27 protein-coding genes and 4 tRNA genes are annotated in these 26704 nt (G+C 66.8%); 18 read left to right on the top strand and 13 right to left on the bottom strand.

Annotation, left to right across the window (positions count from 1 at the left end; genetic code table 11):
• Positions 1-2 precede the first annotated feature (2 nt).
• The 5 genes from ACK5F2_RS07220 (at position 3) to ACK5F2_RS07240 (ending at position 2829) form a co-directional block, all read left to right on the top strand.
• Positions 3-1055, top strand: coding sequence for a uroporphyrinogen-III C-methyltransferase (locus ACK5F2_RS07220; RefSeq protein ID WP_409863794.1), 1053 nt, complete (start codon positions 3-5; stop codon positions 1053-1055).
• An 11-nt stretch (positions 1056-1066) separates the two neighbouring features.
• Positions 1067-2311, top strand: coding sequence for a heme biosynthesis HemY N-terminal domain-containing protein (locus tag ACK5F2_RS07225; RefSeq protein WP_409863795.1), 1245 nt, complete (start codon positions 1067-1069; stop codon positions 2309-2311).
• Between the two features lie 70 nt (positions 2312-2381).
• Positions 2382-2458: transfer RNA gene (locus tag ACK5F2_RS07230), tRNA-Arg, on the top strand.
• Positions 2459-2567: 109 nt separating this feature from the next.
• Positions 2568-2644: transfer RNA gene (locus ACK5F2_RS07235), tRNA-Arg, on the top strand.
• 108 nt (positions 2645-2752) lie between these two features.
• Positions 2753-2829: transfer RNA gene (locus ACK5F2_RS07240), tRNA-Arg, on the top strand.
• Between the two features lie 59 nt (positions 2830-2888).
• Here the strand turns inward: ACK5F2_RS07240 and ACK5F2_RS07245 are convergent.
• Positions 2889-4034 (bottom strand): CaiB/BaiF CoA transferase family protein, encoded by a 1146-nt coding sequence (locus ACK5F2_RS07245; RefSeq protein ID WP_409863796.1) that lies wholly within the window; start codon positions 4032-4034, stop codon positions 2889-2891.
• A 50-nt stretch (positions 4035-4084) separates the two neighbouring features.
• On the opposite strand from ACK5F2_RS07245, the gene greB reads away from it, so the two are divergent.
• Positions 4085-4651, top strand: a complete 567-nt coding sequence (gene greB / locus ACK5F2_RS07250; protein WP_409863797.1) for a transcription elongation factor GreB — start codon at positions 4085-4087, stop codon at positions 4649-4651.
• Positions 4652-4679: 28 nt separating this feature from the next.
• Here greB and ACK5F2_RS07255 read toward each other — a convergent pair whose 3' ends face one another.
• From ACK5F2_RS07255 to ACK5F2_RS07270, 4 genes are all read right to left on the bottom strand, one after another.
• A complete protein-coding gene (locus ACK5F2_RS07255) occupies positions 4680-6968 on the bottom strand; it encodes a RelA/SpoT family protein (protein WP_409863799.1) in 2289 nt (762 codons plus the stop codon).
• A 121-nt stretch (positions 6969-7089) separates the two neighbouring features.
• Positions 7090-7293: a DNA-directed RNA polymerase subunit omega gene (gene rpoZ, locus ACK5F2_RS07260; RefSeq protein ID WP_133604131.1), complete on the bottom strand. Its 204-nt coding sequence runs from the start codon at positions 7291-7293 to the stop codon at positions 7090-7092.
• A 22-nt stretch (positions 7294-7315) separates the two neighbouring features.
• A complete protein-coding gene (gmk, locus tag ACK5F2_RS07265) occupies positions 7316-7936 on the bottom strand; it encodes a guanylate kinase (protein WP_133604130.1) in 621 nt (206 codons plus the stop codon).
• 130 nt (positions 7937-8066) lie between these two features.
• Positions 8067-8978, bottom strand: coding sequence for a YicC/YloC family endoribonuclease (locus ACK5F2_RS07270; protein WP_409863801.1), 912 nt, complete (start codon positions 8976-8978; stop codon positions 8067-8069).
• A 37-nt stretch (positions 8979-9015) separates the two neighbouring features.
• Between ACK5F2_RS07270 and ACK5F2_RS07275 the strand changes: the two genes are divergently transcribed.
• The 5 genes from ACK5F2_RS07275 (at position 9016) to hemW (ending at position 13547) form a co-directional block, all read left to right on the top strand.
• A complete protein-coding gene (locus tag ACK5F2_RS07275) occupies positions 9016-9984 on the top strand; it encodes a serine/threonine protein kinase (RefSeq protein ID WP_133604128.1) in 969 nt (322 codons plus the stop codon).
• 82 nt (positions 9985-10066) lie between these two features.
• Positions 10067-10963 (top strand): PP2C family protein-serine/threonine phosphatase, encoded by an 897-nt coding sequence (locus ACK5F2_RS07280; protein WP_409863803.1) that lies wholly within the window; start codon positions 10067-10069, stop codon positions 10961-10963.
• 18 nt (positions 10964-10981) lie between these two features.
• A complete protein-coding gene (gene rph / locus ACK5F2_RS07285; RefSeq protein ID WP_409863804.1) occupies positions 10982-11719 on the top strand; it encodes a ribonuclease PH in 738 nt (245 codons plus the stop codon).
• The gene (gene rdgB / locus ACK5F2_RS07290) at positions 11716-12321 is read left to right on the top strand and encodes an RdgB/HAM1 family non-canonical purine NTP pyrophosphatase (RefSeq protein ID WP_409863805.1); all 606 of its coding nucleotides are present in this window, start codon (positions 11716-11718) and stop codon (positions 12319-12321) included. The genes rph and rdgB overlap by 4 nt, the downstream gene beginning before the upstream one ends.
• Positions 12322-12344: 23 nt before the next feature.
• Positions 12345-13547 (top strand): radical SAM family heme chaperone HemW, encoded by a 1203-nt coding sequence (gene hemW / locus ACK5F2_RS07295; RefSeq protein WP_409863806.1) that lies wholly within the window; start codon positions 12345-12347, stop codon positions 13545-13547.
• Positions 13548-13550: 3 nt separating this feature from the next.
• On the opposite strand, the gene ACK5F2_RS07300 is transcribed toward hemW, so the two are convergent.
• The 4 genes from ACK5F2_RS07300 to ACK5F2_RS07315 all read right to left on the bottom strand — a co-directional run bounded on the left by ACK5F2_RS07300 (position 13551) and on the right by ACK5F2_RS07315 (position 18122).
• Complete coding sequence (locus tag ACK5F2_RS07300) at positions 13551-15332, bottom strand: EAL domain-containing protein (protein WP_409863808.1); 1782 nt, start codon at positions 15330-15332, stop codon at positions 13551-13553.
• 116 nt (positions 15333-15448) lie between these two features.
• Positions 15449-16543 carry a chemotaxis response regulator protein-glutamate methylesterase gene (locus ACK5F2_RS07305; RefSeq protein ID WP_409863809.1) on the bottom strand — a complete coding sequence of 365 codons (1095 nt, stop codon included), beginning with the start codon at positions 16541-16543 and terminating at the stop codon, positions 15449-15451.
• Between the two features lie 29 nt (positions 16544-16572).
• A complete protein-coding gene (cheD, locus tag ACK5F2_RS07310) occupies positions 16573-17244 on the bottom strand; it encodes a chemoreceptor glutamine deamidase CheD (RefSeq protein ID WP_409863811.1) in 672 nt (223 codons plus the stop codon).
• 44 nt (positions 17245-17288) lie between these two features.
• Positions 17289-18122: a CheR family methyltransferase gene (locus ACK5F2_RS07315; RefSeq protein ID WP_409863812.1), complete on the bottom strand. Its 834-nt coding sequence runs from the start codon at positions 18120-18122 to the stop codon at positions 17289-17291.
• Between the two features lie 201 nt (positions 18123-18323).
• On the opposite strand from ACK5F2_RS07315, the gene ACK5F2_RS07320 reads away from it, so the two are divergent.
• Genes ACK5F2_RS07320 through ACK5F2_RS07330 form a run of 3 tightly spaced genes read left to right on the top strand, consistent with a single transcriptional unit; the run spans position 18324 to position 20253 of the window.
• The gene (locus ACK5F2_RS07320) at positions 18324-19049 is read left to right on the top strand and encodes a GGDEF domain-containing protein (protein WP_409863813.1); all 726 of its coding nucleotides are present in this window, start codon (positions 18324-18326) and stop codon (positions 19047-19049) included.
• 9 nt (positions 19050-19058) lie between these two features.
• Positions 19059-19826 carry a MinD/ParA family protein gene (locus ACK5F2_RS07325; protein ID WP_409863823.1) on the top strand — a complete coding sequence of 256 codons (768 nt, stop codon included), beginning with the start codon at positions 19059-19061 and terminating at the stop codon, positions 19824-19826.
• A 13-nt stretch (positions 19827-19839) separates the two neighbouring features.
• Positions 19840-20253, top strand: a complete 414-nt coding sequence (locus tag ACK5F2_RS07330) for a group II truncated hemoglobin (protein ID WP_409863815.1) — start codon at positions 19840-19842, stop codon at positions 20251-20253.
• Positions 20254-20265: 12 nt separating this feature from the next.
• Here ACK5F2_RS07330 and ACK5F2_RS07335 read toward each other — a convergent pair whose 3' ends face one another.
• Both ACK5F2_RS07335 and radC read right to left on the bottom strand, forming a co-directional pair.
• Entirely contained in the window at positions 20266-20919 is a 654-nt protein-coding gene (locus ACK5F2_RS07335) for a Smr/MutS family protein (RefSeq protein WP_409863816.1), read from the bottom strand.
• Positions 20916-21590: a RadC family protein gene (gene radC / locus ACK5F2_RS07340; RefSeq protein ID WP_409863818.1), complete on the bottom strand. Its 675-nt coding sequence runs from the start codon at positions 21588-21590 to the stop codon at positions 20916-20918. The genes ACK5F2_RS07335 and radC overlap by 4 nt, the downstream gene beginning before the upstream one ends.
• 80 nt (positions 21591-21670) lie before the next feature.
• Here radC and ACK5F2_RS07345 point away from each other — a divergent pair, with 80 nt between their 5' ends.
• From ACK5F2_RS07345 to ACK5F2_RS07360, 4 genes are all read left to right on the top strand, one after another.
• Positions 21671-22120 (top strand): peptidylprolyl isomerase, encoded by a 450-nt coding sequence (locus ACK5F2_RS07345; protein WP_409863819.1) that lies wholly within the window; start codon positions 21671-21673, stop codon positions 22118-22120.
• Entirely contained in the window at positions 22120-23094 is a 975-nt protein-coding gene (gene ispH, locus ACK5F2_RS07350; RefSeq protein ID WP_409863820.1) for a 4-hydroxy-3-methylbut-2-enyl diphosphate reductase, read from the top strand. Before ACK5F2_RS07345 ends, ispH begins: the two co-directional genes overlap by 1 nt.
• Before the next feature lie 89 nt (positions 23095-23183).
• Positions 23184-24479, top strand: coding sequence for a serine--tRNA ligase (gene serS / locus ACK5F2_RS07355; RefSeq protein WP_409863821.1), 1296 nt, complete (start codon positions 23184-23186; stop codon positions 24477-24479).
• Between the two features lie 86 nt (positions 24480-24565).
• Positions 24566-24656 (top strand) — tRNA-Ser (locus tag ACK5F2_RS07360).
• A 59-nt stretch (positions 24657-24715) separates the two neighbouring features.
• Here the strand turns inward: ACK5F2_RS07360 and phnX are convergent.
• On the bottom strand, positions 24716-25534 hold the full coding sequence (gene phnX, locus ACK5F2_RS07365; RefSeq protein WP_409863822.1) for a phosphonoacetaldehyde hydrolase: 819 nt from the start codon (positions 25532-25534) through the stop codon (positions 24716-24718).
• 42 nt (positions 25535-25576) lie between these two features.
• On the bottom strand, positions 25577-26686 hold the full coding sequence (locus tag ACK5F2_RS07370) for a 2-aminoethylphosphonate--pyruvate transaminase (RefSeq protein WP_409863825.1): 1110 nt from the start codon (positions 26684-26686) through the stop codon (positions 25577-25579).
• Positions 26687-26704 lie beyond the last annotated feature (18 nt).

Here is a 26704-nt window from a genome sequence, read left to right on the forward strand (position 1 = left end):
GGTTGCCACCCGTGGCGCTCGGCCTGGCCGTGCTGTCCCTGGCCGCCCTGGGACTGGCCTGGCAAGGCCAGGCCAGTCTCAAAGAACTGGAGCAGGAGCTGGTTCGGCGCCAGACAGCGAGCCAGGGCGAGGCCAGCGAGGCCCGCAATCTGGCGCGCCAAGCGCAAGACCTGACCCGGGATACCGCTGCCAAGACGGCCCTGCTGGAGGCACGTTTGGCGGAAGTCGCGCTGCAGCGTGGCCAGTTGGAGGAGTTGATCCAGTCCATGTCGCGCTCGCGCGATGAGAACGTGATCGGGGATATCGAGGCCTCGCTGCGCGTGGCCCTGCAGCAAACCAGCATCACCGGTAGTGCCGAGCCCCTGGTGGCCGCCCTGCGGCAGGCCGATGAGCGTCTGCAGCGCTACAAGCAGCCGCGCCTGGAGGGCGTTCGTCGCGCGGTGGTGCGGGATCTGGACCGGGTTCGCGCCGTGAGCGTGGTTGATGTCTCCACTTTGGCCATACGTCTGGACGAGGTGGTACGCCTGCTGGACGAGCTGCCTTTGCTGGCCATGGCTGACAAGTCCGGTCCGGACGCCACGGGCGCGCCGCGCGCGGCGCGTGCGGCGGCGCCGGCTGCGGCGGCCCGGCCGCCCGGCGTGGCCGCATCCGCCGCCGAGGGACTGATGGAGCAGTGGCTGAGCGCAACCGGCGAGCGCTGGCGTCTGTGGAGTGCCCAGGCCTGGGCCGAGGCCAAGTCGCTGCTGCGCGTCAGTCGCATCGACCACCCCGAGGCCATGCTGCTGGCGCCTGAACAGGCGTTCTTTTTGCGTGAGAACCTCAAGCTGCGGCTGCTCAACGCTCGCCTGGCCTTGCTCAGTCGTCAGTACGACACGGCCCAGGGCGATCTTCGCGAGACCTTACAGCTGCTGGAGCGCTATTTCGATGGCCGTTCCCGCAAGGTCCAGAACGCCGCGGAACTGCTGCGCCAGGTTCAAGGGCAGGCCCGGCAGGTCAGCGTGCCGCGTCCGGACGACACGCTGGCGGCTCTTGCCGCCGCGGCCGGCGGCCGCTGAGGGGAGGGCGCATGCGCACAATCATCTGGCTGGTGCTGCTCTTCGCCGCGGCCGTGGTGGCCGCACTGACCCTGGGCAGCAATGACGGCCTGGCCAGCTTCTACTGGAAGGGCTGGCGGCTCGACGTCTCGCTCAATCTCTTTCTGCTGGTGCTGGTGGGCAGCTGTTTCGCCTTGGTCACCATGATCCATACGGTCAACGCCCTGACCAGCCTGCCCCGCCGCGCCCGCGAGTGGCGGCTGGCCCAGCGCGAGCGTAGCGCCCAGCTGGCCCTGCGCGAAGCCCTGGCGGAGTTCTTCGGCGCCCGTTACGGGCGGGCCCAGAAGGCGGTGCAGCGCGCCCTCAACATCCAGGCCCAGACCGGCGAGCAGCCGGATGCAGCCTTCATGGTGCTGGGCCATCTGCTCGCGGCCCAAAGCGCGCATCGATTGCAGGACAAGCGCCGACGTGATGAGCAGCTGAAGCTGGCGCTGGATCTGGCCCGCAACGAGCCCCAGGCCAAGGCCTCGGAAGAGGGCGCTCGTCTGCTGGCGGCCGAATGGGCTCTGGATGATCGCGATGCACCGCGCGCGCTGGAATTGCTCGCGGAACTGGGGCCGGGCGTGGCGCGTCGTACCCAGGCCCTGCGCCTGCGCTTGCAGGCGGCGCGTCTGGCCAAGCATCCGCTGGATGCCCTGCGCACGGCGCGCCTGCTGGCCAAGCATCAGGGTTTTTCCAAGGTGGCGGCACAGGGGCTGCTGCGTTCGCTGGCCTTTGAGGCCCTGGACGGGGCCCGCGATGTGGACCAGCTGCGCCAGGTCTGGCAGCAGCTCGATGCTTCCGATCGTCGGGATGTCTTTGTGGCGGGGCGTGCAGCCCAGTGCGCGGCCCGGCTGGGGGCGCCCGAGGATGGACGCGGCTGGTTGCGGCCTTTCTGGGATCAGCTGGATGAGCTGGGCAATGATGAGCGCGCCGTGCTGGCCGAGTCTCTGGTCGTAGCCCTGCCGGGTCTGGGCCCCGAATGGCTGCAGCGCCTGGAATCGGCCGTGCAGCGCTTTCCGCGCGACGCGCATCTGGCTTATGCCTTGGGCCATGTGCTGGCCGAGCGACAGCTTTGGGGCAAGGCCCGCCTGACCCTGGAGCAAGCCGCCGAGGATCGCGGCCTGCCGGTGGCAGCGCGCCGCCGCAGCTGGCTCAGCCTGGCCGAGCTCGCCAAGCGCGACAGCGATGCCGAGCGCCGCGCGCGCTGCTTTGAGGCTGCCGCCACCTTGCACTAAGCCGGCCCATGAAGAAATTCTTCAAATACTGGTCATGACAAAGCAATGCGTGCTATAGTTGAGGGCTTCGGCGGCTGTAGCTCAGTTGGATAGAGTACTTGGCTACGAACCAAGGGGTCGTGGGTTCGAATCCTGCCAGCCGCGCCAGAATATCGAGGGGATCGGGGAGTTATCCCGGGTGCTTTCGGAATTCAAATCAGGTCAATGTCTCACCACGACGAGATACTGGCCGAAGAAGATGTGATCGTTTTGTCGTGCGGCTGTAGCTCAGTTGGATAGAGTACTTGGCTACGAACCAAGGGGTCGTGGGTTCGAATCCTGCCAGCCGCGCCAGAATATCGAGGGAATCCCGGAGTCATCCGGGGTGCTTTCGGGATTCATTCAGGTCAATGCCTCACCACGACGAGGCGCTGGCCGAAGTTGAAGTGAAGTAAAAGTCGTGCGGCTGTAGCTCAGTTGGATAGAGTACTTGGCTACGAACCAAGGGGTCGTGGGTTCGAATCCTGCCAGCCGCGCCATATTTGAAACGGGTCAGTTCCTCAGGGGGGCTGACCCGTTTTTCTTTGAACTTCTTGCTTCAGTGCCCGCTGGCAGTGTCGTCACCGAGCAGAGATTGAACTTGCTCGGGGGTGAGGCCCGCCTCAAGTAGCAGGGCCATGCCGTCATGCCCCGGCAGGGGGGCTGCCTGGGGAGCGCGGATGGCGCTGCGCGAAAAGCGCGGCGCAGCGCATGCTTGCAATTGACCATCGATCTCGACATGGTTGCTTCTTGCGCGCTGGTGAGGGTGGGCGGCAGCCTCGGCGAGGTTCAGCACCGGGGCCACGCAGGCATCACTGCCCTCGAAGCGACTCACCCATTCGTCGCGCGTGCGCTCGCGCAGGCGCTGTGCCACCCGGGCGCGCAGGCGCGGCCAGTCGACCGTGTCGTACTGGCGAGACGGGTCTTCGTCGCCCAGCTCCAGGCGCAGCAGCAGCTCGCGGTAGAAGGCCGGCTCGATGGCGCCCAGGCTCAGGTAGCGGCCGTCTGCGCATTCGAAGCAGTCGTAGAAGGGCGACTCGTGCAGAAAGAAGTTCTGCGCGGGATCGTCCTGCCACAGGCCCTGGCCGCGCAGGCTCAGCAGCAGGGCGCTGAGGCAGCTCAAGCCGTCCACGATGGCGGCATCCACCACCTGGCCGCGGCCGCTACGGCGGGCCTCCAGCAGGGCGCTGAGCAGGCCGATCACCAGAAATAGTGCGCCGCCACCCAGATCGCCCAGCATGGTGGCCGGCAGGCTGGGCGCCACGCCGCGGCGGCTGGCAATGGACAGGGCGCCGCTGAGCGCGGCGTAGTTGATGTCATGGCCGGCTGTCTGGGCCAGTGTGCCGCTCTGGCCCCAGCCGGTGATGCGGCCATAGACCAGGCGCGGATGTGCCGCCTCGAAGTCCGTCGGGCCCAGGCCCAGGCGCTCCATCACGCCGGGGCGATAGCCCTCGATCAGCGCGTCAGCCCCCAGCACCAGGGCGCGGGCGGCGTCGCGGGCCTCGGGGCGCTTGAGGTCCAGGCAGACCGAGCGCTTGCCGCGGTTGAGTGCGCCGCCGCCGCCCAGGCTGCGCTGGGCCGCGGGACGCTCGATCAGCACCACATCGGCGCCCAGATCGGCCAGCAGCATGCCGGCAAAGGGGCCGGGGCCGATGCCGGCAAACTCGATCACGCGATATCCCGCCAGGGGGCCTGCTGTGCTCATGCGCGCGCTCTCCGCAAAAGGGGCCAGGGTCTCGCGACACAATACACGTCATGAGCAAGGCATTCACCAAGGAAAGCACGCATCAGGACGAGGACGAGGGCGACGAGGTCGGCCTGCCGCCCCTGCCGCAGGGCACGCGCAACTACATGACGCCCGAGGGTTATGCGCGGCTGCGCGCGGAGTTCATGGCCCTGCTGGATGTGGAGCGGCCCAAGATCGTCGAGATCGTGTCCTGGGCCGCCAAGAACGGCGACCGCTCGGAGAACGGCGACTACCTCTACGGCAAGAAGCGCCTGCGCGAGATCGACCGCCGCCTGCGCTTTCTGACCAAGCGTCTGGACATTGCCGAGGTGGCCGATCCCAGCCTGCATCACGGCAGCGAGCAGATCTTCTTCGGCGCCACCGTTACCTATGCCAACAGCCGCGGCGAGGAGCGCACCATCACGATCAAGGGCATCGACGAGAGCGACAGCCTGCAGGGCGAGGTGAGCTGGATCTCGCCCATCGCACGCGCCCTGCTCAAGGCTCGCGAGGGCGATGAGGTGCAGCTGATGACGCCGGGCGGCATCGAGAAGCTGGAAGTGCTGGAGGTGCGCTACCCCGCGCCCAAGGGTTGAAGCCGACGGAGGGGCCTAGATCTCAGTCTCAGGCCTGCGGCTTGATGCGCCAGGCGCGCAGCACCGCGGGGCTGCGCTTCAGGGTGCGCAGCACATCGGCCAGGTGCAGGCGGTCGCGCACCGAGAGCAGCAGGCTCATCTCGGCGGTTTCGCGCTGCTGGGACTCGTCGCTCATGGAGATGTGGGTGATGTCGGCTTCGGCCGCACTCACCGCCTGCGCCACCTGGGCCAGCACGCCCTTGCCGTTTTGCAGCAGCACGGCCACGCCGGCCTCGAAGCTGCGGCTCGGCTCCTCGGCCCAGCTCACCGCGATCCAGTGTTCGGCATCGCGCTGGTAAAGGCGCCGGCCTACCGCGCATTCGGCGGTGTGCACCATCAGGCCCTCGCCGCGGCCCAGATAGCCGCGGATCTCATCGCCGGGAATCGGGCGGCAGCAGGGGGCCAGGCGCACCGAGGCGCCCTCGCTGCCATCCAGCAGCACCGTGCCCTGGGTGGGGGCATCCTCGGCAGCCACGAAGCGGCCCATGCTCAGCATCACGGCGTCGGGGCGCTGGCCCTGCTCGGCCAGCATGCGGGCCAGCTTCTTGGCCACGATGGAGGCGATCTTGCGGCCCAGGCCCACCTCGATCAGCAGCTCGTCCACCTGCCGGTTCCCGGCCCAGCGGGCGAGCTGCTGCCAGAGCTGGGCGGCATCTTGATCCTCGTCATCCAGCGAGGGCAGGGACAAGCCCTCGGCCCGTAAGGCCTGGGCCAGCATCTTCTCGCCAAGATCGCGTGACTCTTCCTGCTCCAGGTTCTTCAGGAAGTGTCTGATCTTGGAGCGGGCGCGCCCGGTGCGTACAAAACTGAGCCAGGCCGGATTGGGGCGGGCACCCGCGGCGGTGACGATCTCGATCACATCACCGCTGCGCAACTCGGTGCGCAGCGGCACGGGCTCGCCATTGATCTGGGCCGCCACGCAATGGTCGCCCACATCGGAGTGAATGGCGTAGGCAAAGTCCACCGGCGTGGCGCCCTTGGGCAGGGCCATGATCTTGCTCTTGGGCGTGAAGACATAGACCGCATCCGGGAAGAGGTCGATCTTCACATGCTCCAGGAACTCGTTGGCGTCGCGCGTCTCGTCCTGGATGTCGATCAGTGACTGCAGCCAGTGAGCACCCAGCTGCTGCGTGGTCTGCCCGTCGGCCCGAGTCTTGTACATCCAGTGCGCCGCCACTCCTTTCTCGGCCACCAGATGCTGGGTCTCGGTGCGGATCTGGAACTCCACCGGCGTGCCCAGGGGGCTGACCAGGGTGGTGTGCAGGCTCTGGTAGCCATTGGGCTTGGGGATGGCGATGTAATCCTTGAAGCGACCGGGCTGGGGCTTGTAGAGCTGATGCAGCACGCCCAGGGAGAGGTAGCACCCCGGCAGTTCGTCCACGATGATGCGAAAACCAAAGATGTCGCTGACCTGGGCGAAGCTCAGGTGCTTCTCGCGCATCTTCTTGTAGATGGAGAACAGAGTCTTCTCGCGACCCTGGATCTCCACCTTGATGCCGGCCTCGTGAAAGGCCTTCACCACATCACGCTCGATGCGAGCCACCAGATCGCGGCGATTGCCGCGCGCCTTGCTCACCGCTTTGAGCAAAGCGGCATGACGCCAGGGATTGATGAAGCTGAAGGACAGTTCCTGCAGTTCACGGTAGATCTGATTGAGGCCCAGTCGGTGGGCAATGGGAGCGTAGATGTCCAGCGTCTCGCGCGCGATGCGGCGGCGCTTGTCGGGCGCCATGGCCTGCATGGTGCGCATATTGTGCAGACGGTCGGCCAGCTTGATCAGGATGACTCGCACATCGCGGGCCATGGCCAGCAGCATCTTGCGGAAGGACTCGGCCTGGGATTCCTCGCGGGTGGAGAACTGCAGCTTGTCCAGCTTGGTCAGACCATCCACCAGCTCGGCGGTGGGCGCCTCGAAACGCTCGATCAGCTCGGTCTTGGTGACGCCACAGTCCTCCATGGCATCGTGCATCAGAGCCGCCATGATGGCCTGGGCATCCAGGCGCCATTCGGCGCAGATGCCGGCGACTGCGATGGGGTGGGTGATGTAGGGCTCGCCGCTGGCGCGGAACTGGCCCAGATGCGCCTCGTCCGCGAACTTGTAGGCCTCGCGGATGCGCTTGATGTCGGCCTTGGGCAGGTAGGCCAGGCGCTGTACCAGGGCATCAAAGGAGGCCGCTTCGGCCGGCGTAGGCTCAGCTGGGCTGCGCAAGACGGGCCGCGTGCCGGAAAGACCGGTCAGTGCGGCAGGCAAGGAGGCGGCAAACGATCGAAAACCCATGACGCGAATTTAACCGATGCTGTCAGCGCACGAGCCTGCCCAAAGACAAAGGGCGCCCAGGTGGGCGCCCTTTGGTGGCTGCGGCGGTGCCGCAGCACCGCCAAGCCGGGGACTCGAAGGCTCAGACCGGCACTTTGCGCAGCATCTCGACGCCGACTTCACCGGCGGCGATCTCGCGCAGCGCGGTCACGCCCGGCTTGTTCTTGCTCTCGATCTTGGGGGTGTGGCCTTGGCTCAGCATGCGAGCGCGGTAGGTGGCGGCCAGAACCAGCTGGAAGCGGTTGGGGATCTTGGACAGGCAATCTTCGACGGTGATGCGGGCCATGGCAGTTTCCAGGTCTTGTGGTTCAGGGGAGATCAAGCGCACGGAACACGGTGGACCGGTTGCGGCGCTGAGCGGCGTATTTTAACCGCTGTGCGTGGACGATGGTCTTGAGGTCGAAAACCGCGGTGTCGAACACCGCATTGACCACCACGAAATCGAAGTGCTGGGCCTGGGCCACCTCCACACGTGCATTGGCCATGCGCTGGGCGATGACCTCGGGCGCGGTATCGCCGCGGCGGTTCAGGCGCTGCATCAATTCCTCCCAGCTGGGCGGCAGGATGAAGATCAGCACCGCGTGGGGGAAAAGCTGCTTGATCTGCAGCGCGCCCTGGTAATCGATCTCCAGCACCACGTCCTCGCCATCGGCCAGGCGCTTCTCGATGCCGGCACGCGAGGTGCCATAGAGATTGCCGTGCACCTCGGCCCATTCGAAGAAGTCGCCGTGCTCGACTTTGGCGCGGAACTCCTCGGCCGTGATGAACCAGTATTCGCGACCATGCTGTTCCTGTCCGCGTGGCGCGCGCGAGGTGTGCGAGACGGAGACGGCCAGCTTGGCGTCGAGCTCCAGCAAGGCCTTGACCAGACTGGATTTGCCGGCGCCGCTGGGAGCGGCGACGACGAAGAGATTGCCGGGATATTCCATGAAAGGGCGCTCGTGGCGCGTCGGTTGGGGCCTGGGCGATGGCCAAAGCGGCCTAAACCCATGATTTCCCTGGCAATTTTAACCGAGGCGCGCAGGCCGCCCGGCGCAGGACCGGGCGGGTGGCTGTGGATTACTCGATGTTCTGCACCTGTTCGCGCATCTGCTCGATGGCCACCTTCATCTCCACCGAGACATTGGTGAGCTCCAGTGCGGCGGATTTGGAGCCCAGGGTATTGGCCTCGCGGTGCAGTTCCTGGATCAGGAAGTCCAGGCGCTTGCCGATCTCGCCGCCCTTCTTGAGCAGGCGGCTGATCTCGTCCAGATGGGCGCGCAGTCGGGCGAGTTCCTCGGCCACATCGATGCGGATGGCATAGGCCGCGGCCTCGTTGAGCGCGCGCTCCTGCAACTGCTCCTGGGGCACACTTTGGGTGGCGCCGGTGCTGGCCAGGGCCTCCTGCCAGCGCTCCAGAAAGCGCTGCTGCTGGCGCTGCACCACGGCCGGCACCAGGGGCTCGGCCTGCTGGGCCAGCTCGCGCAGGCGGGCGATGCGCTCCATCAGCACGGCCACCAGCTTGGCGCCCTCGCGCTCGCGGGCCTCGGCCAGGCCGGCGACGCAGGCGCGCGCGGCTTCCAGTGTGGCCTCGTCCAGCTTCTCGCTGGCGCCGCCGCTCTTGCACCAATGCAGCACCTCGTTGACGCTCAAGGGACGAGCCTGCGGCAGCCAGCCCTGCACGGTGGACTCCAGGCGCGAGAGGCGGTTGAGCTGCTCGGGCTGGGGCTGGGGCCAGCTGCTCTCGGACTCGCGCTGCGTGTTGATGCGCAGTTCGATCTTGCCGCGCTTGAAGGCGGCGCCGATCAGCTCGCGCAGGGCGGGTTCCAGTCCGCGCAGATCCTCGGGCATGCGAAAGCCCAGATCCAGGAAGCGCCCGTTGACCGAGCGCAGTTCCACCGTCACGCTGGCGGCGGGGGCGGCACCGGATTCCCCCTGGGAGGCGGGTTGCGAGCTGGCGCTGGCATAACCCGTCATGCTGTAGACTGGCATTAAGCAATCGGTAGAGCTAAAGAAGACGCGGTCGATTATGTCAAAGCCGAAACCGGCACCCCTGCCGGCGGGTACGGTAGTTGGGGGCTACCAGATCATCAAGAAGCTCGCGGCAGGCGGATTCGGTGTGGTCTATCTCGCCGAAGATCCCGAGCACCACTTGGTGGCTCTCAAGGAGTATCTGCCTTCGTCGCTGGCCGAGCGCTCGCCGGGCGAGCTGACGCCGCGCGTCAAGCCCGAGAAGCAGCCGCTCTATCGTCTCGGGCTGCGCAGCTTTTTCGAGGAAGGCCGCTCCCTGGCTCAGATCTCGCACCCCAGCGTGGTCTCGGTGCTGAACTTCCTGCGCGAGAACGAAACCGTCTACATGGTGATGAACTATCTGCAGGGCGATACCCTGCAGGACTTCATCGTCACCGCGCGCGATCTCAAGCGCGACAAGGTCTTCCGCGAGTCCACCATACGCAGTCTCTTCGATGAGATCCTGCGCGGCTTGCGCATCGTGCACCAGCACAAGATGCTGCATCTGGACATCAAGCCCGCCAATATCCTGATCACCAACGAGAACAAGGCGGTTCTGCTGGACTTCGGCGCGGCGCGCGAGGTGCTGAGCAAGGAAGGCAATTTCATCCGCCCCATGTACACCCCAGGCTTTGCCGCGCCCGAGATGTACCGCCGCGACGGCTCGCTAGGCCCCTGGACCGACATCTACGCCATCGGCGCCTGCATCTATGCCTGCATGCAGGGCTATCCGCCGAATGACGCACCGCAGCGTCTTGAAAAGGACCGCCTGGCCTTGAGCCTCTCTCGTCTGCGCAATGTCTATTCGGACAATCTGCTGGAAGTGACGGAGTGGTGCATGGCCCTGGATCCCTTGGCCCGGCCGCAGAGCGTGTTTGCCCTGCAAAAGGAGCTGGCGCGGGAGACGGAGCGTCGCTACACCAAGCTGAGTTTCAGCGAGCGGCTCAAGCTGCAGTTGGAGAACCTCAAGTCCGGAGCCAAGGCCTGATGTGCCTGGGCTTGGGGATGGTCGATATCTTGGCTCGTACAGGGCCTGAACATGCGGCGCTGGCGCCGAAGCGGGAGCGCGCGTGAAGTTTGGGGTGTATCAGGTCAGCCGGCGCGGGGGGCGCGAGAAGAACGAAGACCGCATGGGTTATTGCTACACCCGTGAGGCAGGCTTGTTCACGGTGGCCGATGGCATGGGAGGGCATCCCGAGGGCGAGATGGCGGCCCAGATCGCGCTGCACACCCTGGCGGCCTTGTTTCAGCGTGATGCCCGCCCCAAGCTCAAGGACCCGGCCCGCTTTCTGCAGGATGGGGTGCTGATCGCCCATCAGACCTTGCTGCAGTACGGCGCACAGCAAGGGCTCAGCGACACGCCCCGCACGACCGTGGTGGCCTGTCTGCTGCAGGAAGGCAAGATCTACTGGGCACATTGCGGTGATTCCCGCCTGTATATGGTGCGTGGTGGCCAGCTGATTGCGCGCACTCGCGACCACTCTTATTCCGAGTTGCAGGAGGCATTGGGTCGCAGCACGCCGGGCTCGGAGCGATTCAACCGCAATGTGCTCTTCACCTGTCTGGGCAGCCCGGGCAAGCCCATGGTGGACGTGAGCGGCCCGCTGGCTCTGGTACCAGGGGATCGGGTGCTGCTGTGCTCCGATGGCTTGTGGAGCGTGGTACCCGAGACCGAGATCGTCACGCATATGGGTGAGCGTGTGATTACCGACGCGGTGCCGGAGCTGGTGGAGCAGGCGCTGCGCCTTGGCGGCGCCCGCTGCGACAATGTCACGGCTTTGGCACTGGAGTGGGAAGGCGAGGACGAGCCTGACGACAGTGTTTCCACCCAGCATCTGGGTGATGAGGGCTTTGCCTCCACCATACAGGCCGCCGGTGCCGAGGGGCATCTGGACGATGAGGAGATCGAGCGCACGGTGCGCGAGATCCGCGAGACCATCGTGCAGCGCGGCCGCAAGAACAGCTGAATTGAGGACCAGGATTTCATGAGCAAGAACGAAGCGGCGCTGCGCGCCGGTGGCCGTGCGGCCGATGCACTGCGCCCCGTGCGCCTGACCCGCCACTACACCCGCTATGCCGAAGGTGCGGTGCTGGTGGAGTTTGGCGAGACCAAGGTGCTGTGCACCGCCTCGGTGGAAGAGAAAGTGCCGCCGCACAAGCGCGGCTCCGGCGAGGGCTGGGTCACGGCCGAGTACGGCATGCTGCCGCGTGCCACCCACACCCGCGGTGACCGCGAGGCCGCCCGCGGCAAGCAGAGCGGCCGCACCCAGGAAATCCAGCGCCTGATCGGACGCTCCCTGCGCTGCGTGTTTGATCTGGGCGCCTTGGGTGAGCGCACCATTGCGCTGGACTGCGATGTGATCCAGGCCGACGGCGGCACCCGCACCGCCGCCATCACCGGCGCCTATGTGGCTGCGCACGATGCGGTGAGCTGGCTGCTGGCCCAGGGCAAGATCACGGCCTCGCCCATCAAGGACGCGGTGGCTGCCATCTCGGTGGGCATCGTGGACGGCGTGCCCCTGCTGGACCTGGAGTACACCGAGGACTCCGCCTGCGACACCGATATGAATGTGGTGATGACCGGTGCTGGCGGCTTTGTGGAGCTGCAGGGCACGGCCGAGGGCGTGGCCTTCACGCGCGCCGAGATGAACGCGCTGCTGGACCTGGCCGAGAAGGGCATCGGCGAACTGCTGGCCGCGCAGAAGGCGGCGCTGGCGGCATGAAGATCGTCCTGGCTTCCAACAACGCCAAGAAGCTCGGCGAGCTGCAGGCCCTGTTCGCGCCCTTGGGCGTGGAGCTGGTGACCCAGGGCTCGCTGGGCATTCCCGAGGCCGAGGAGCCGTTCGAGAGTTTTGTGGAGAACGCGCTGACCAAGGCCCGCCACGCGGCGCGTGCCAGCGGCCTGCCAGCCCTGGCCGACGATTCGGGCCTGGCCGTGGAGGCCCTGGGCGGTGCGCCGGGCGTGCTCTCGGCCCGCTATGCCACGCTCTTCGGCCGGCCCAAGAGCGATGCCGAGAACAATGCGGTGCTGCTGGAGAAGATGGCTGATCTCGCCGATCGCCGCGCGCGCTTTGTCTGCGCCCTGGTGGCCGTGCGTTCGGCCGAGGACCCCGAGCCCCTGATCGCCATGGGCCGCTGGCAGGGTGAGATCCTGCGGGCGGCGCAAGGGGAGGGCGGCTTCGGCTACGACCCGCTGATGTTCATCCCCGCGCTGGGCGCGAGCGTCGCCCAGCTCTCGGCCGCGCAGAAGAACGCGCTGAGTCACCGGGCCCTGGCCTCGGTGGATCTGCTTAAGCAGATGCGCGAGGCCTGGCATCTGGGCTGAGCCCGGCCCCCGCAGTACCCACCATGGCCGAGATCATCAAGCTGATGCGCCCCGGGCAGCTGAGCCTGACGGCGCTGCCCCCACTCTCCCTCTATGTGCACCTGCCCTGGTGCCTGCGCAAATGCCCTTACTGCGACTTCAACTCGCATGAGTGGCGCGAGGGGCGCGAGCTGCCCGCCGAGCAGGCGCGCCAGTACCTGGCGGCCCTGCGCGCCGATCTGGAAGCGGCCCTGCCCCTGATCTGGGGGCGTACGGTGGTGAGCATCTTCATCGGCGGCGGCACTCCCAGCCTGTTCGCGCCTGAGCAGATCGCTGAGCTGATCTCGGACCTGCGGGCGCGCCTGCGCCTGGAGGCGGACTGCGAGATCACCCTGGAGGCCAACCCCGGCACCTTCGAGCGCGAGCGCTTCAAGGGCTTCCGCGAGGCGGGTGTCACGCGCCTGTCGGTGGGGGTGCAGAGCTTTGACGATGCCCAGCTCAAACGCCTGGGCCGGGTGCACAGCAGCGAGCAGGCCCGCGCCGCCCTGAGTGAGGCGGCGAGCTGCTTCGAGACCTTCAATATCGACCTGATGTATGCCCTGCCGGGTCAGGGCCTGCAAGACCTGGCCCTGGAGCTGGACACGGCACTGGCCTATGCGCCGCCGCATCTCTCGGTCTACCACCTGACCATCGAGCCCAACACCATGTTCGCGAGCCGGCCGCCCGAGCATCTGCCGGACCCGGACCTGGCCAGCGAGATGCTGGACCTGATCACGGCCCGCACGGGCGCTGCGGGCCTGGAGCGCTACGAGGTCTCGGCCTATGGCCGGCCCGGCCATCGCTGCGCCCACAACCTGAACTACTGGCAGTTCGGCGACTATCTGGGCATTGGCGCGGGCGCGCACAGCAAGCTCAGCTTTGCCCATCGCATCCTGCGCCAGGTGCGCTGGCGTGAGCCGGCAGCCTATATGACCAAGGCCCTGGAAGGCCAGGCCGTGTCCAACGAGCACGAGGTGGGTGCGGCCGAACTGCCCTTCGAGTTCATGCTCAATGCCCTGCGCCTCAAGGACGGCGTGCCGCTGCTCACCTATCTGGAGCGCACCGGCCTGGGTGCCAGCAGCATCCACGCCGCCGTGGAGCGCGCTCGCGCCAAGGGCCTGCTGCAGCCCGATCCGGCCAGCCTCGCGCCCACGCCCCTGGGCTTCGATTTTCTCAGCGACCTCCAGTCACTCTTTCTGGCCGAGTGAAGCTCAAGCCGCCATGACGTAGATGCTGAGCTGGCCATGCTTGGCATGGCGCTTGGCGGTGGCGGCGGCGCTGGCCACGTCTTCCGAGCGGGCGAGGCTGCCCGGCGCCACCCGCACCGCGCCGATGGACAGGGTGGTGCAGGGGTGAAAGCGCCGCTCGCCGTGCCGGTCTTCGGCCATGATGCCGCCGGCCTCCAGGGCCTCGGGATCGAAGAGGCCGCGGGCCAGCTCGTTGAAGCGCACCACGATGTCCTCGCAGCGCTGCTCCCAGTCCTCGCTCTGGAAGAGCAGCACGAAATCGTCGCCACCCACATGGCCCACGAAGTCGCGCTGGCTGTCGCAATGGCTGCTGGTGACCCGGGCGAGCAGGCGGATCATCTCGTCGCCGCGCCAGTAGCCGTACTCGTCGTTGAAGGGCTTGAAGTGGTTCAGGTCGGCGTAGGCCGCCACAAAGCTGCGGCCGCTGGCGCTCAGGCGGTCGCTGTGCTGGCTCAGCGGAATATTGCCCGGCAGGAAGGTCAGGGGGTTGGCGTGCCTGGCAGCCTCGATGCGCGCTTCCGTCACCGAGCGAACCAGCTGCTCGCCCGTACCCAGGCCCAGATAGCGCCCGCGCCGCGTGATGATGAATCCCTCCCTGAGATAGCGCTGATCGGTCGAGGTCAGTATCGAGGTCAGGGCCTCGATGCCCGTGTCGGCATCGACGATGAGCGGCGTGCTGTTGGCAAAGAGGGTGCAGGCGCGCCTGCCGTAGAGGTCGTTGAAGAAGGGCTTGGCCCAACGGGCGATGAACTGGCTGCGGTCCACCAGGGCAATCGGGCGCCCTGCCTCGTCGATCACGGCCACGGCGTGAAGCTGTTCATGCGCCTCGAACAAGCGATAGAGCTGTTCGTGGCTGCAGTCCTGTGCGACGGCCGGCGCCTTGAGAACCAGTCGCTCGGCCGTGACGCCGCTGGCCGCGGCGCGCCGCAGCTCGGGCAGCACGGCGATGTCCTTGCTGGTCAGCACTTCGAGGGCCTGCGCCGGCGGTGCGGTGAGGCCTCTCGCCGCGGGCCGCCCCAGAAACCATCCCTGACCGTGACTGACGCCCAGGTCGCGGAGCACGCGCAGCTCCTCGGCAGTTTCTATGCCCTCGGCCACCAACTGCGCGCCGAAGGTCTCGGCCAGCTGGAGCAGGGCACGGAAGGTCTGCAGCTTCTCGGCATGAGCCGGCAGCTCGTGGCTGAAGTACTTGTCGATCTTGACCAGATCGGGCTGGATTTCGGACCACAGGCGCAGGGAAGAGCGTCCGTCTCCGAAGTCGTCCAGGGCGATGCCAACCCCGTGCCGCCGCAGCCCTGCCAGGGTGCGCCGCAGTCCCTCGATATCGGCAACGCGCTCGTGTTCGGTGAGCTCGATCACCAGAGAGCTGGGTGCGATCTTCAGTTCGCGCAAGGTCTCCAGGCCCCGCGCCCACTGGGAGGGAGCACTGGCATGCGCCAACGCCGAGGCGCTCATGTTCAGGAGCAGTTTGCCTGGCAGCTCCTGGGCCGACCAGTCGCGCAAGGCCTGCAGCGCGCAGTGCATTTCCAACTCTGCACTCAGGCCTTCGCGGCGCCCGGCGGCGAAAAGGGCGTCAGGGAACTCCAGGTGACTGCCCGACGGACCTCGGACCAGGGCCTCGTGGCCGTAGATCTCCCCCTTGTCCAAGCGCATGATGGGCTGGAACAAGGTGCTCAGCAGCTCGTTCTGCATCAAGGTCTGCGCACGCAGGGGAGACAGGCAGTTCAGGGGGAGCGGGGCATTCATGGCGGCGGGCGTGCGGTTCGCAGGCGCGCAGCTTGCCGCTCCCAGATGACAGGCCGGAGGCAGTCCGGATGCCTGCGGCCGGGACCGTGAGCTATGTCACGGCCCGGCGTTCTGCGTCAGACGCGGTTGAGCGACATGCCTGCGGTGCTGCGCAGGCGCTCGATCAGGCGCGGTGCAATCTGGGACAGTGGCAGCACTTCGTCAGCGGCGCCAGCGGCGATCGCCTCCCGCGGCATGCCGAAGACCACACAGCTGGCCTCGTCCTGCACCAGGTTGTAGGAGCCGGCGTCCTTCATGCCCTTCATGGCCTTGGCGCCATCGGCGCCCATGCCGGTGAGCATGATGCCAAGGGCATTGGGGCCCACCACACGGGCAGCTGAATTGAACAAGACCTCGACGGAAGGCTTGTGCCGGTTCACGGGCTCACCGTCCTGCACGCGGGCGATGTAGTTGGCGCCCGAGCGCTCGACGCTCAGATGCATGCCGCCCGGCGCGATATAGCCATGGCCGGGCAGGATGCGCTCGCCGTCCTGGGCCTCCTTGACGCGGATCTTGCACAGGCCGTCCAGCCGGGCCGCATAGCTCTTGGTGAAGCCCGGTGGCATGTGCTGGGTGATGACGACGGCCGGGCAATCGGCCGGCAGGTTCACCAGCACATCCTTGGTGGCTTCGGTGCCGCCGGTGGAGGCCCCGATGAAGATGATCTTCTCGGTGGACAGGCGGCCGATGCTGGCCACGCTGACGGGCTTGGCCGGCGCCGGTGCACCACCTGCCGCCGGTGCTGGAGTCGGGGCGGGCGCGCGGCGGATATGCGCCTTGGAGGCAATGCGGATCTTGTCCGTGATGTCCTGGGCCAGGCCCCGGATGCCATCGGCGACGCCGATCTTGGGTTTGGCCACAAAGTCCACGGCCCCCAGTTCCAGGGCCTTGAGCGTGACCTCGGCGCCACGCTCGGTCAGGGTGGACACCATGACCACGGGCATGGGGCGCAGCCGCATCAGGCGCGAGAGGAAATCCAGCCCGTCCATCTTGGGCATTTCCACGTCCAGCGTGATCACGTCGGGATTCAGCGTGCGGATCATTTCGCGGGCGGCCAGGGGGTCGGCCGCGGCGCCAATGCACTGCATATCGGGTTGACGGTTGATGATCTCGGTCAGGATCGAGCGCACCAGGGCCGAATCGTCCACCACCACGACTTTGGTCTTTGACATCTTTACTACTCCAGAAAACGGGCGCCGCCTCAGAACAGGTCGATGGAGCCGCCTGTGGCGACCACCGGCTGGGCCTTCTGGGCCGCGCTGCGATCCTGCTGGATCAGGGCTTCGGTATTTGTCGGGGCCAGGCGCTTGACCATGGCCTTGCCACTGTGCGGCAGAAAACAGACCTTGCGCGGATAGACATCCATCACGTCCTTGGACACCACGGGGATGCGCTCCAGCTTCAGAAAGTCCATCACGAAGTTGGTGTTGCGCTCGCCCACATTGATGGTGTTCATGCCCGCGATCACGGCGCCGCCGCCAAAGATCTTGGCCTCCATGCGGCTCTTGGAGGCGCCGCGCTTCATCATCTCGTTGATCAGCAGTTCCATGGCATAGGAGCCATAGCGACCCGAGTCGCCCGTGCCCTCGGGCAGCATGAAGTGGTTCATGCCGCCGACCTGGGCCTGACGATCCCAGAGGCAGGCGGCAATGCAGGAGCCCAGGGTGGTCATGACCAGCAGGTCTTCGTTGTCCACGAAGTACTCGCCGGGCAGCACCTTGACGGCAGCGTTCTTGAAGTGCGCGTCATAGAAGAAGAACGAGGCCTCGCCGGCCTTGCGCGCCTGGGCCTTGAGCTGTGCGACCCGTGCAGCGCCGGCGCCGCTGCTGAGACTCAGGCCGGACTGGCTGGCGGGGGACGGGGACGTAGTCATGAGGTGGTTCAGGCTTTCGTCGGTGTGTGGGACGTTGGGACGGCTCAGACCTTCTCGTAGATCGTCTTGCCGCGCAGCCTGAAGAGGTCGCGCGACTCGGTGAAGTTCTCGGAATGGCCGACGAAGAGCAGGCCGTGCGGTTTCATGACACGGTGGATGCGTTCCAGCACCTTGCGCTGGGTGGGAGCGTCGAAATAGATCATGACGTTGCGGCAGAACACGATCTGGAAAGGTTCACCCAGGGACCACTGCTGGTCCATGAGGTTGAGTGTGCGGAACTCAATCCAGCGCTGCAACTCGGGCTTGACCTTGATGCGGCCGGCATTGGCGCCGGTGCCGCGCATGAAATAGTTCTTCAGACGCTGCTGCGAGAGGCCGCGCGCATCGGCGCTGTAAACCCCGCGGCGGGCGGTATTGAGCACATTGGTGTCGATGTCGCTGGAGACGATTTGCACCGAGGCGCTGCCGCCCAGGGCCTCGTGGCAGGTCATCGCGATGGAGTAAGGCTCCTCACCGGTGGAGGCGGCGCAGCACCAGACGCGCACCGGCTTGCCAGCCAGGGGCTTGAGGTCATCGGCCAATGCGTGGAAGTGGTGTTCCTCGCGGAAGAAGGAGGTCAGGTTGGTCGTCAGGCAGTTGACGAATTCCTGCCATTCCTGCTCGGCCTCTGCGCCCGTGGTGGACTCCAGCCACTGCAGGTAGTTCGCAAAGCTGCGGTGTCCCGTGTCGCGCAAGCGACGCGAGAGCCGGCTGTAGACCATGGCGTGCTTGCCCTCGTGCAGGCTGATGCCGGCGTGGCGGTAAATCAGCTGGCGTACGCGGTCGAAGTCCGCACGGCTGAAGCTGAACTCGTGGTCGATGGATTCAGTGCCAGCCATGTTTTTTGCGCGTTGTTCGATGATGGTCGTGGGGATTGGCCCGCGGCGTCAAGCGGATTGGCCTTGATTTTGCATCTTGCGATAGTGTCTGTGGCCCGGTTGCCCAAGATAGTGCGAAGTGGGTGGCATGTGCTGGTCTTTTTTCTCGGCTTGACCCCACTTGCTCGCTGCTAGACTGCCCCGACTCCCTCCGTGAGCGCCTTGGATACCTCCTCTACACCCCCTTTGCCGATTGACGCCCGTGACCTGCAGCTGGAGTCGGCCTTGCAGCTGCTTCAGCAGGCCGGTGCACTGCTGCCCGAGGCTGCACCCTACAGCCAGGCCTGGTTGCAGGGGGTGCTGGACGCCCTGTGCGATCTGTCCAGCAAGGATGCGCTGACGGGCTTGTCCAACCGCCGCAGCTTCGAGATGGCCCTGGCGCGCGAAGTGGACCGTGTGGCCCGCTCGGGCGAACCGGCGCTTTTGCTGATGCTGGACATCGACCACTTCAAGGCGGTCAATGACACCTATGGGCACTCCGCCGGCGATCTGGTCATTCAGGCCGTGGCGCGCGCCATCAGCCAGACCGTGCGCCCCATGGACACAGTGGCACGGGTGGGCGGCGAGGAGTTCGCCATCATCCTGCCCAATTGTCCGCACAGCTACGGTGCGACCGTGGCGGAGCGTCTGCGTGAGCGGGTGGCTGATCAAAGGCTTGAGGTATCACCGGGGCAGCAGCTCCAGGTCACCGTGAGCTTGGGGGGCGCTTTCGCGCCTCAGTGGGTGAGGTCTTCGCCCTTGCTGTGGATTGAGCGGGCGGATCGCCAGCTCTACCGCGCCAAGGCCGAGGGTCGCAACCGCGCCTGTCTGGAACCTCACGTCGACTCTCTGGTCAGCGCGGAGGAGAGAGGCATGTTGTTTGCTGTAACGCAACAGGATAGTGAATGAGTACAACAACTGCTCCTGCTGCATCCCCTGCGCGCCCGCACGCTTGCCGTCACAAGCGGGAAGGGGGGCGTGGGCAAGACTTTTGTCACGGCCAACCTGGCGGCTGCCTTGGCGGCTCAGGGCCAGCGCGTGCTGGTGCTGGATGCCGATCTGGGTCTGGCCAATTTGGATGTGGTGCTGAACCTGCACCCCAAGCTGACCCTGCACGATGTGTTCACCGACAAGGCCACACTGGATCAGGCCATCCTGCCTGCGCCGGGTGGTTTCTCGGTGCTGCTGGCAGGTTCGGGCATGGTGGAGTATTCCCGCCTCACGCCCGAGGTGCGCGACAAGCTGCTGAGCATCATTGAACAGGTCAAGCCGCGCTTTGACTGGGTGTTGCTGGACACCGGCGCCGGCATCTCGGATGTGGTGCTGTTTGCCGTGGCCATGGCCCAGGACGTGCTGGTGGTGGCCACGCCCGAACCGACCTCGCTGACGGATGCCTATGCCACCATCAAGGTGCTGGCCACCCAGCAGGGGCGGCGCCAAGTGGGCCTGCTGGTGAACCAGGCGGGTCGACCCGGTGAGGGCAAGCTGATCTGCGGGCAGTTGCAGCAGGTGCTGCAGCGCTTCGTGGGTTCGGGTCAGGCCTTCAGGCTGGACCTGATGGGCGAGGTGCGTTCCGATGTGTCCGTGCGCCAGGCTGTACTCAAGCGCCATCTGCTGCTGGAAAACTACCCGGGCAGCGATGCCGCCCAGGGCATCAAGGCTCTGGCCGCCCGCCTGCTGAGCTGAAGATCGATTCGACATGACACAGCAGGACAGCAAGACCGGCGTGCCGGCCGGTGTGACTACGGCCTATCAATGGGTGGGTGGCGAGGCCGCGGTGCGCGCCCTGGTGGACCGTTTCTACGATCTGATGGACCTGGAGCCGGCCTATGCCCCGCTGCGGGCCCTGCATCCCAGCACGACCGAAGGCTCGCGTGACAAACTCTTTTGGTTCCTCTGCGGCTGGTTGGGCGGGCCCGACTACTTTGTCGAGCGCTTCGGCCACCCCCGGCTGCGCGCGCGGCACATGCCTTTTCGCATCGGCATCGCCGAGCGTGATCAGTGGATGGCCTGCATGATGCAGGCCCTGGCCGAGTGCGAGCTCGACCCCGAGCTGCAGCGGCGCCTGAGCGAATCCTTCATGGGCCCCGCGGACTGGATGCGCAACGTCTGAGCCGCGCCGGGTTCAGAGCGGCTGCAGCAGCACCATCAGCGCGCCGCTGCCGCCGTCGCTGGCGCGGGCCTGCACAAAGGCCAGCACCTCGGCCTTTTGCACCAGCCAGCGCCGCACCCGGCTCTTGAGCACGGGCTCGCGGCCCGGCGAGCCATTGCCCTTGCCATGCACCACGCGCACACAGCGCAGACCCCGCTTGGCACTCTCGACAATGAAGCTGCCCAGCGCCTCGCGGGCCTGGTCGCGGCGCAGGCCGTGCAGATCGATCTGGGCCTGCAGGGCCCAGTGACCGCGGCGCAGCTTCTTCACCGTGTCCGGCCCGATCTCGGGACGGCGGAAGGAGAGGGCCTCGTCGGTCTCCAGCAGGGAGTCCACATCGAAGTCGTCCGACAAGGCCTGCATCAGGGCGGCGCGCTCGTCGGCCTCGCGCTGCAGGGGCTCGGGCGCGGGCAGGGGGCGCGCAAGCTCCACCCGCTCGCGGTGCTGGGGCTTGAGCGCCGTGACGTCTCCCACGGCCAGCTCGAAGGCGCGCTGCTCCTGTGCCAGCAGCCTGGCCTGGGCGGCGCGGCGCTCGGCCTCTTCCTCGGCCAGGCGGCGTGCCAGCTGCAGCTCGCGCTGCAAGGCCTTGAGGTCCTGCAGGCTGGACAGACGCAGCTTGGCGTTCACATCAGCCCCCGCTCGGCCAGGGAGACGGGCTCGCCGGCGCCAATCACCAGATGGTCCAGCACCCGCACATCCACCAGGGCCAGGGCCTTGCTCAGGGCCTCGGTGAGCAGGGCGTCGGCCCGCGAGGGCTCGGCCACGCCCGAGGGATGGTTGTGCGCCAGGATCACGGCGGCGGCGCCCAGGGTCAGGGCGCGCTTGACGACCTCGCGTGGGTAGACCGAGGTCTGGGTGAGCGTGCCCTGGAACATTTCCTCCAGGGCAATCAGGCGATGCTGGGCATCGAGAAAAAGCACGGCAAACACCTCATGCCCATGGCTGTCCAGCTGCAGGCGCAGGAACTGCTTGACGGCGTCGGGCGAGTCGAAGACGGGGCGCTGGGCCAGCTCGGCGCGCAGCGAGCGCCGGGCGATCTCCAGCAGGGCGGCGATCTCGGCCTGCTTGGCCGGCCCCAGGCCTTTGACGCGGGCAAGGTCGCTCACCTGGGCATGCAGCAGACCGTGCCAGCCGCCAAAGCCGTCCAGCAGATCCTGGGCCAGCTGCAGCACCGGGCGCTGGGCCGTGCCGGTGCGCAGCAGCAGGGCCAGCAGCTCGGCGTCGGCCAGGGCGGCAGGGCCGCGCGCCAGCAGCTTTTCGCGCGGTCGGGCCTCGGGCGGCAGGTGGTCGAGCGGCATGGTCTGGGGGCGCTGGGCGGGGACAACAAATAGGGTCAAGGCCTGGGCCTTAAAATCCCGCGCAGTCTAGCGAACAAACCATGACCCAGAATCTTATCCAGGCCGGATCCTTCCTGACCCTGCACTACCGCCTCTCGGGGCCGGATGGCGCGGACCTGGTCAATACCTTCAACGACAAGCCCGCCACCCTGTCCCTGGGCACGGGTGAGCTGGCGCCGGCCATCGAGGCCCGGTTGATCGGCCTGCCCGAGGGGGCGCGAAGCCGTTTTGACCTGGCTCCCGGCGAGGCTTTTGGCGAGCGCAATCCCGAGATGCTGCAGCGCGTGAAACTCTCGCTGCTGCGCCAGCTGGGCGACCCGGACGAGGAATACCACGTCGGCGACGTGGTGCAGTTCCCCACGCCGGACGGACAGGGCAGCTATGCCGGTCTGGTGCGCGAGCTGGGCGAGGACTGGCTGCTGTTTGATTTCAACCACCCGCTGGCCGGCCAGCCGGTGAGCTTTGAAGTGCAAGTGATCGGAGTACTGTGATGACGGGCGCTGTGACCCAGGAAGTGCTGCTGGCCGAACCGCGCGGTTTCTGCGCCGGCGTGGACCGCGCGATCGAGATCGTGGAGCGGGCCCTGCTCAAGTTCGGTGCGCCCATCTATGTGCGCCACGAGATCGTGCACAACACCTATGTGGTGAACGATCTGAAGTCGCGCGGCGCCATCTTCATCGAGGATCTGGCCGAGGTGCCGCCCGGCGCCACCCTGGTCTTCAGCGCCCATGGCGTGAGCCAGGCGGTGCGCCGCGAGGCGGCCGAGCGCGGCTTTACGGTCTTCGACGCCACCTGCCCCCTGGTGACCAAGGTGCATGTGGAAGTGGCCAAGCTGCGCAAGGAAGGTTATGAGTTCATCATGATCGGCCACAAGGGACACCCCGAGGTGGAAGGCACCATGGGCCAGCTCAGCGACGGCATCTACCTGGTGGAGGAGGCCTCGGACGTGCCCCATGTGCGCGTCAAGGACCCGAGCAAGCTGGCGGTCGTGACCCAGACCACGCTGAGCGTGGACGATGCGGCCGAGATCCTGTCCGCCGTGAAGCACCACTTCCCGCAGGTGCGCGAGCCCAAGAAGCAGGACATCTGCTACGCCACCCAGAACCGCCAGGATGCTGTCAAGGTGCTGGCGCCCCAGGTGGATGTGGTCATCGTGGTGGGCAGCCCCACCAGCTCCAACAGCAACCGTTTGAGAGAGCTGGCCGAGCGTCTGGGTACACCGGGCTATATGGTGGATGCGGCCGAAGACCTGAAGGCGGAATGGTTTGAGGGGCGGGCCCGCGTGGGCCTGACCGCCGGTGCCTCGGCGCCCGATGTGCTGGTGCAGGCCGTGATCGCGCGCCTGCGTGCCCTGGGCGCGACCAGTGTTCGCAGCCTGCCGGGCGTGGAGGAGCATGTGCGCTTCCCTCTGCCCATGGGCTTGGGCGACAAGTCCATGGCCGAAGTAAGTTCCTCCCGATCTTGAGGCCGGCGCTCTGACCTTTCATGAGCACGGCGCCCCACACGGTGGCGCCGTTTTGCTTCTCTAGAATCGCGACGAACAAAGGACACCCCATGCTTGATATCACCCTGCTGCGCAAGGACCTGGATGCGGTCATTGCGCGCCTGAATGCCCGCAAGAATCCCCAGCCCTACCTGGACGTGGAGCGCTACAAGGCCCTGGAGGCCGAGCGCAAGGGCGTGCAGACCCGCACCGAGGAGCTGCAGTCGCGCCGCAACAGCCTGTCCAAGCAGATCGGCATGGCCAAGGGCAAGGGTGAGGACGCCTCGGCCTTGATGGCCGAGGTGGGCGGCATCGCCGATGAGCTCAAGGCCGGCGCCGAGCGCCTGGAAGCCATCCAGCTTGAGCTCAACGCCATGCTGATGAGCGTGCCCAATCTGCCTGACGAGAGCGTGCCGGCCGGCACCGACGAGACGGGCAATGTGGAAGTGCGTCGCTGGGGCGCGCCGCGCAGCTTCGACTTCGAGATCAAGGACCATGTGGACCTGGGCGCACCCCTGGGCCTGGACTTCGAGACCGGCGCCAAGCTCAGCGGCTCGCGCTTCACCTTCCTCAAGGGCCCCGTGGCCCGCCTGCACCGCGCGCTCGCCCAGTTCATGCTGGACGTGCAGACCCAGGAGCATGGCTACACCGAGTGCTACACGCCCTATATCGTCAACCGCGAGGTGCTGGAAGGCACGGGCCAGCTGCCCAAGTTCAAGGAAGACATGTTCTGGGTGCTGCGTGGCGGTGAGGACCAGGCGGCCGAGCAGTACCTGATCTCCACCTCGGAGATCTCGCTGACGAATACCGTACGCGAGCAGGTGCTGGACGCCGCCGAGCTGCCCATCAAGCTCACGGCCCACAGCCCCTGCTTCCGCTCGGAAGCAGGCAGCGCCGGCCGTGACACCCGTGGTCTGATCCGCCAGCACCAGTTCGACAAGGTCGAGATGGTGCGCATCGAGCATCCCGAGCACAGCATGGCCGCGCTGGAGGAGATGACCCTGCACGCCGAGGCCATCCTGCAGAAGCTGGGTCTGCCCTACCGCACGGTGCTGCTGTGTAGCGGTGATATGGGCTTCGGCGCGGTCAAGACCTATGACCTGGAGGTCTGGGTGCCGGCGCAGAACACCTACCGCGAAATCAGCTCCTGCTCGAATATGGGCGCCTTCCAGGCCCGTCGCATGCAGGCACGCTTCAAGAACGCGGCCGGCAAGAACGAGCTGGTGCACACGCTCAACGGCTCGGGCCTGGCGGTTGGCCGTACGCTCGTCGCGGTGCTGGAGAACTACCAGAACGCCGATGGCAGCATCAGCGTGCCCGAGGTGCTGCGCCCCTATATGGGCGGTGTGGAGCTCTTGCGCGCCTGATTCTTTGCGGAAGTGAAAAAGTCCGCTATACTTACGGGCTTCACTCACTGACTGACAGCGAACGCTGAACGTCAGGCACCGATTCAGGAGAGGTGGCAGAGTGGTCGAATGTACCTGACTCGAAATCAGGCGTACGGTATCCCCGTACCGAGGGTTCGAATCCCTCCCTCTCCGCCACGTAGCAAGCAAAAGACCCGCCTCGGCGGGTCTTTTGCTTTGTGGCGCCATTTGCGTGGTCAGGGCCGCTCGCCGCGCTCCAGGCGAGCCTGGATCTGCTCCAGCACCGGCAGCAGCTCGGCCACGCTGTCCACCACATAATGCGCGCCCTCGGCCATCAGCTGGGCGGTGGCCCGCTCGCGCAGGCGCTGCTGCTCGTCGGCGTGCAAGACCTGCCACTCGGCCAGCGAGAGGCCCACGGCATTGCCGCTGACGGCCACGCCCACGGCCCAGGTGCCGGCATTGCGGCCCTCGGCCAGGCCCACGCCGGTGTCGTCCACCTTGACCACGGTCTGCGGCGGCCACACGCCCAGGTCCGCAAAGCTGCGATACATCATCAGCGGGCTGGGGCGGCCCGCGGCCAGGTCGCCGGCGCAGACCAGGTTGTCGGGCGCATAGCCGGCGCGTGCGGCGATGGGGGCCAGCACCTCCATGATGGGGCGGTTGTAGCCGGTGGTGGAGCCGATCTTCAGGCCTCGTGCGCGCAGCGTGGCCACGGTGTCCAGGGCGCCGGGGATGAAGTCGGCGAAGTCCGGGATCACGGCCGCGTTCATGGGCGTGAAGACCTCGTAGAGATGGTCCACATCGGCATCGCTGAAGGGGCGGCCATGCCGAGCCTCCCATTGCGCCGCCACCTCGGGCAGGCGGCCCAGGGCCTGGATATGGTCCCACTTGGCCATACCCATGGGGCCACGGGCCTGGGCCACGGTGAGCGTGATGCCGAAGCGTTCGAAGAGGCGCACGAAGGCGCCCATGGGGGCGCGCGAGCCGAAGTCCATGATGGTACCGGCCCAGTCGAAGACCACGGCCTGCAGGCGCTCGGAGTGTTGTTGTGTCATGAGTTCTCTGTGGCGATGTGAGGAGGCGAGGGCGGGCTTGCCTCAGGCCGCGGCCTGCACGCCCATGCCTTGCAGCGCGCGGCCTATGGCGTCCACGGCCTGCTGCATTTCCTTGGGGCCGATGGCGCCGATGCAGCCCACGCGGAAGGTTTCCACCTCGGTCAGCTTGCCGGGGTAGAGCATGAAGCCCTGGGCCTTGGCGCTGGCGTAAAAGGCTTTGAAGTCATAGCTCGCGTGCTCGGGCGCCCGGAAGGTGAGGATGATGGGCGAGAGCAGTTCGGGCTTGAGAAAGGTCTGGAGGCCCAGGGCCGCCAGGCCCTCCACCAGCACGCGCTGGTTGGCCAGGTAGCGCGCCAGGCGCGCGGCCTGGCCGCCTTCCTCGCGGTACTGGCTCAGGGCCTCGGCCAGGGCCGCCACCACATGGGTGGGCGGGGTGAAGCGCCACTGGCCGGTGCGTTCCATATAGGCATGCTGGTCGTGCAGGTCCATGGCCAGGGAGTGGCTGTTGCCGGCGCAGCCGTCCAGGATGGCCTGGCGGATGAAGACAAAGCCCATGCCGGGCACGCCTTCCAGGCATTTACCGCTGGCGGCGATCAGGGCGTCGAAGCGCAGAGCGCGAGCATCAATGGGCAGGGCGGCGAAGCTGCTCATGGCGTCCACGATCAGGCCACGGCCCAGGCGCTCGCAGACCTCAGCGATCTCGGCCAGCGGGTTGACGATGCCGGTGCCGGTCTCGCAGTGAATCAGGCCCACATGGCTGATGCTGGGGTCTTCCAGCAGCAGGCGCTCCAGCTCCAGCGGGTCCACCGGCGCCTCTTCCGAGCGGCTGGCAATGGTGGTGCGCCGGCCCATCAGGCTGGCCAGGCGGCCCATGCGCTTGCAGTAGGCGCCGTTGTCCAGCACCAGCAGATGGCCGTCGCGCGGCACCACGGTGGCCACGGCGGCTTCCACGCTGAAGGTGCCGCTGCCCTGCAGGGGCACGAGCACATGGCTGTCGCGGGCGTGCAGGATGTCCAGCAGCTCGCCGCGCACGCGGGCGGTGAGGGCGTTGAAGTCGGCGTCCCAGGAGCCCCAGTCCTTGAGCATGGCCAGCTTGGTGCGCAGGGTGGTGGTCAGGGGGCCGGGGGTGAGGAGGATGTTGTCGCGGTCCATGGCGAATGAGTCTTGGGG

The sequence above is a fragment of the Roseateles sp. genome (assembly GCF_046300915.1).
Taxonomy (GTDB): domain Bacteria; phylum Pseudomonadota; class Gammaproteobacteria; order Burkholderiales; family Burkholderiaceae_C; genus Kinneretia.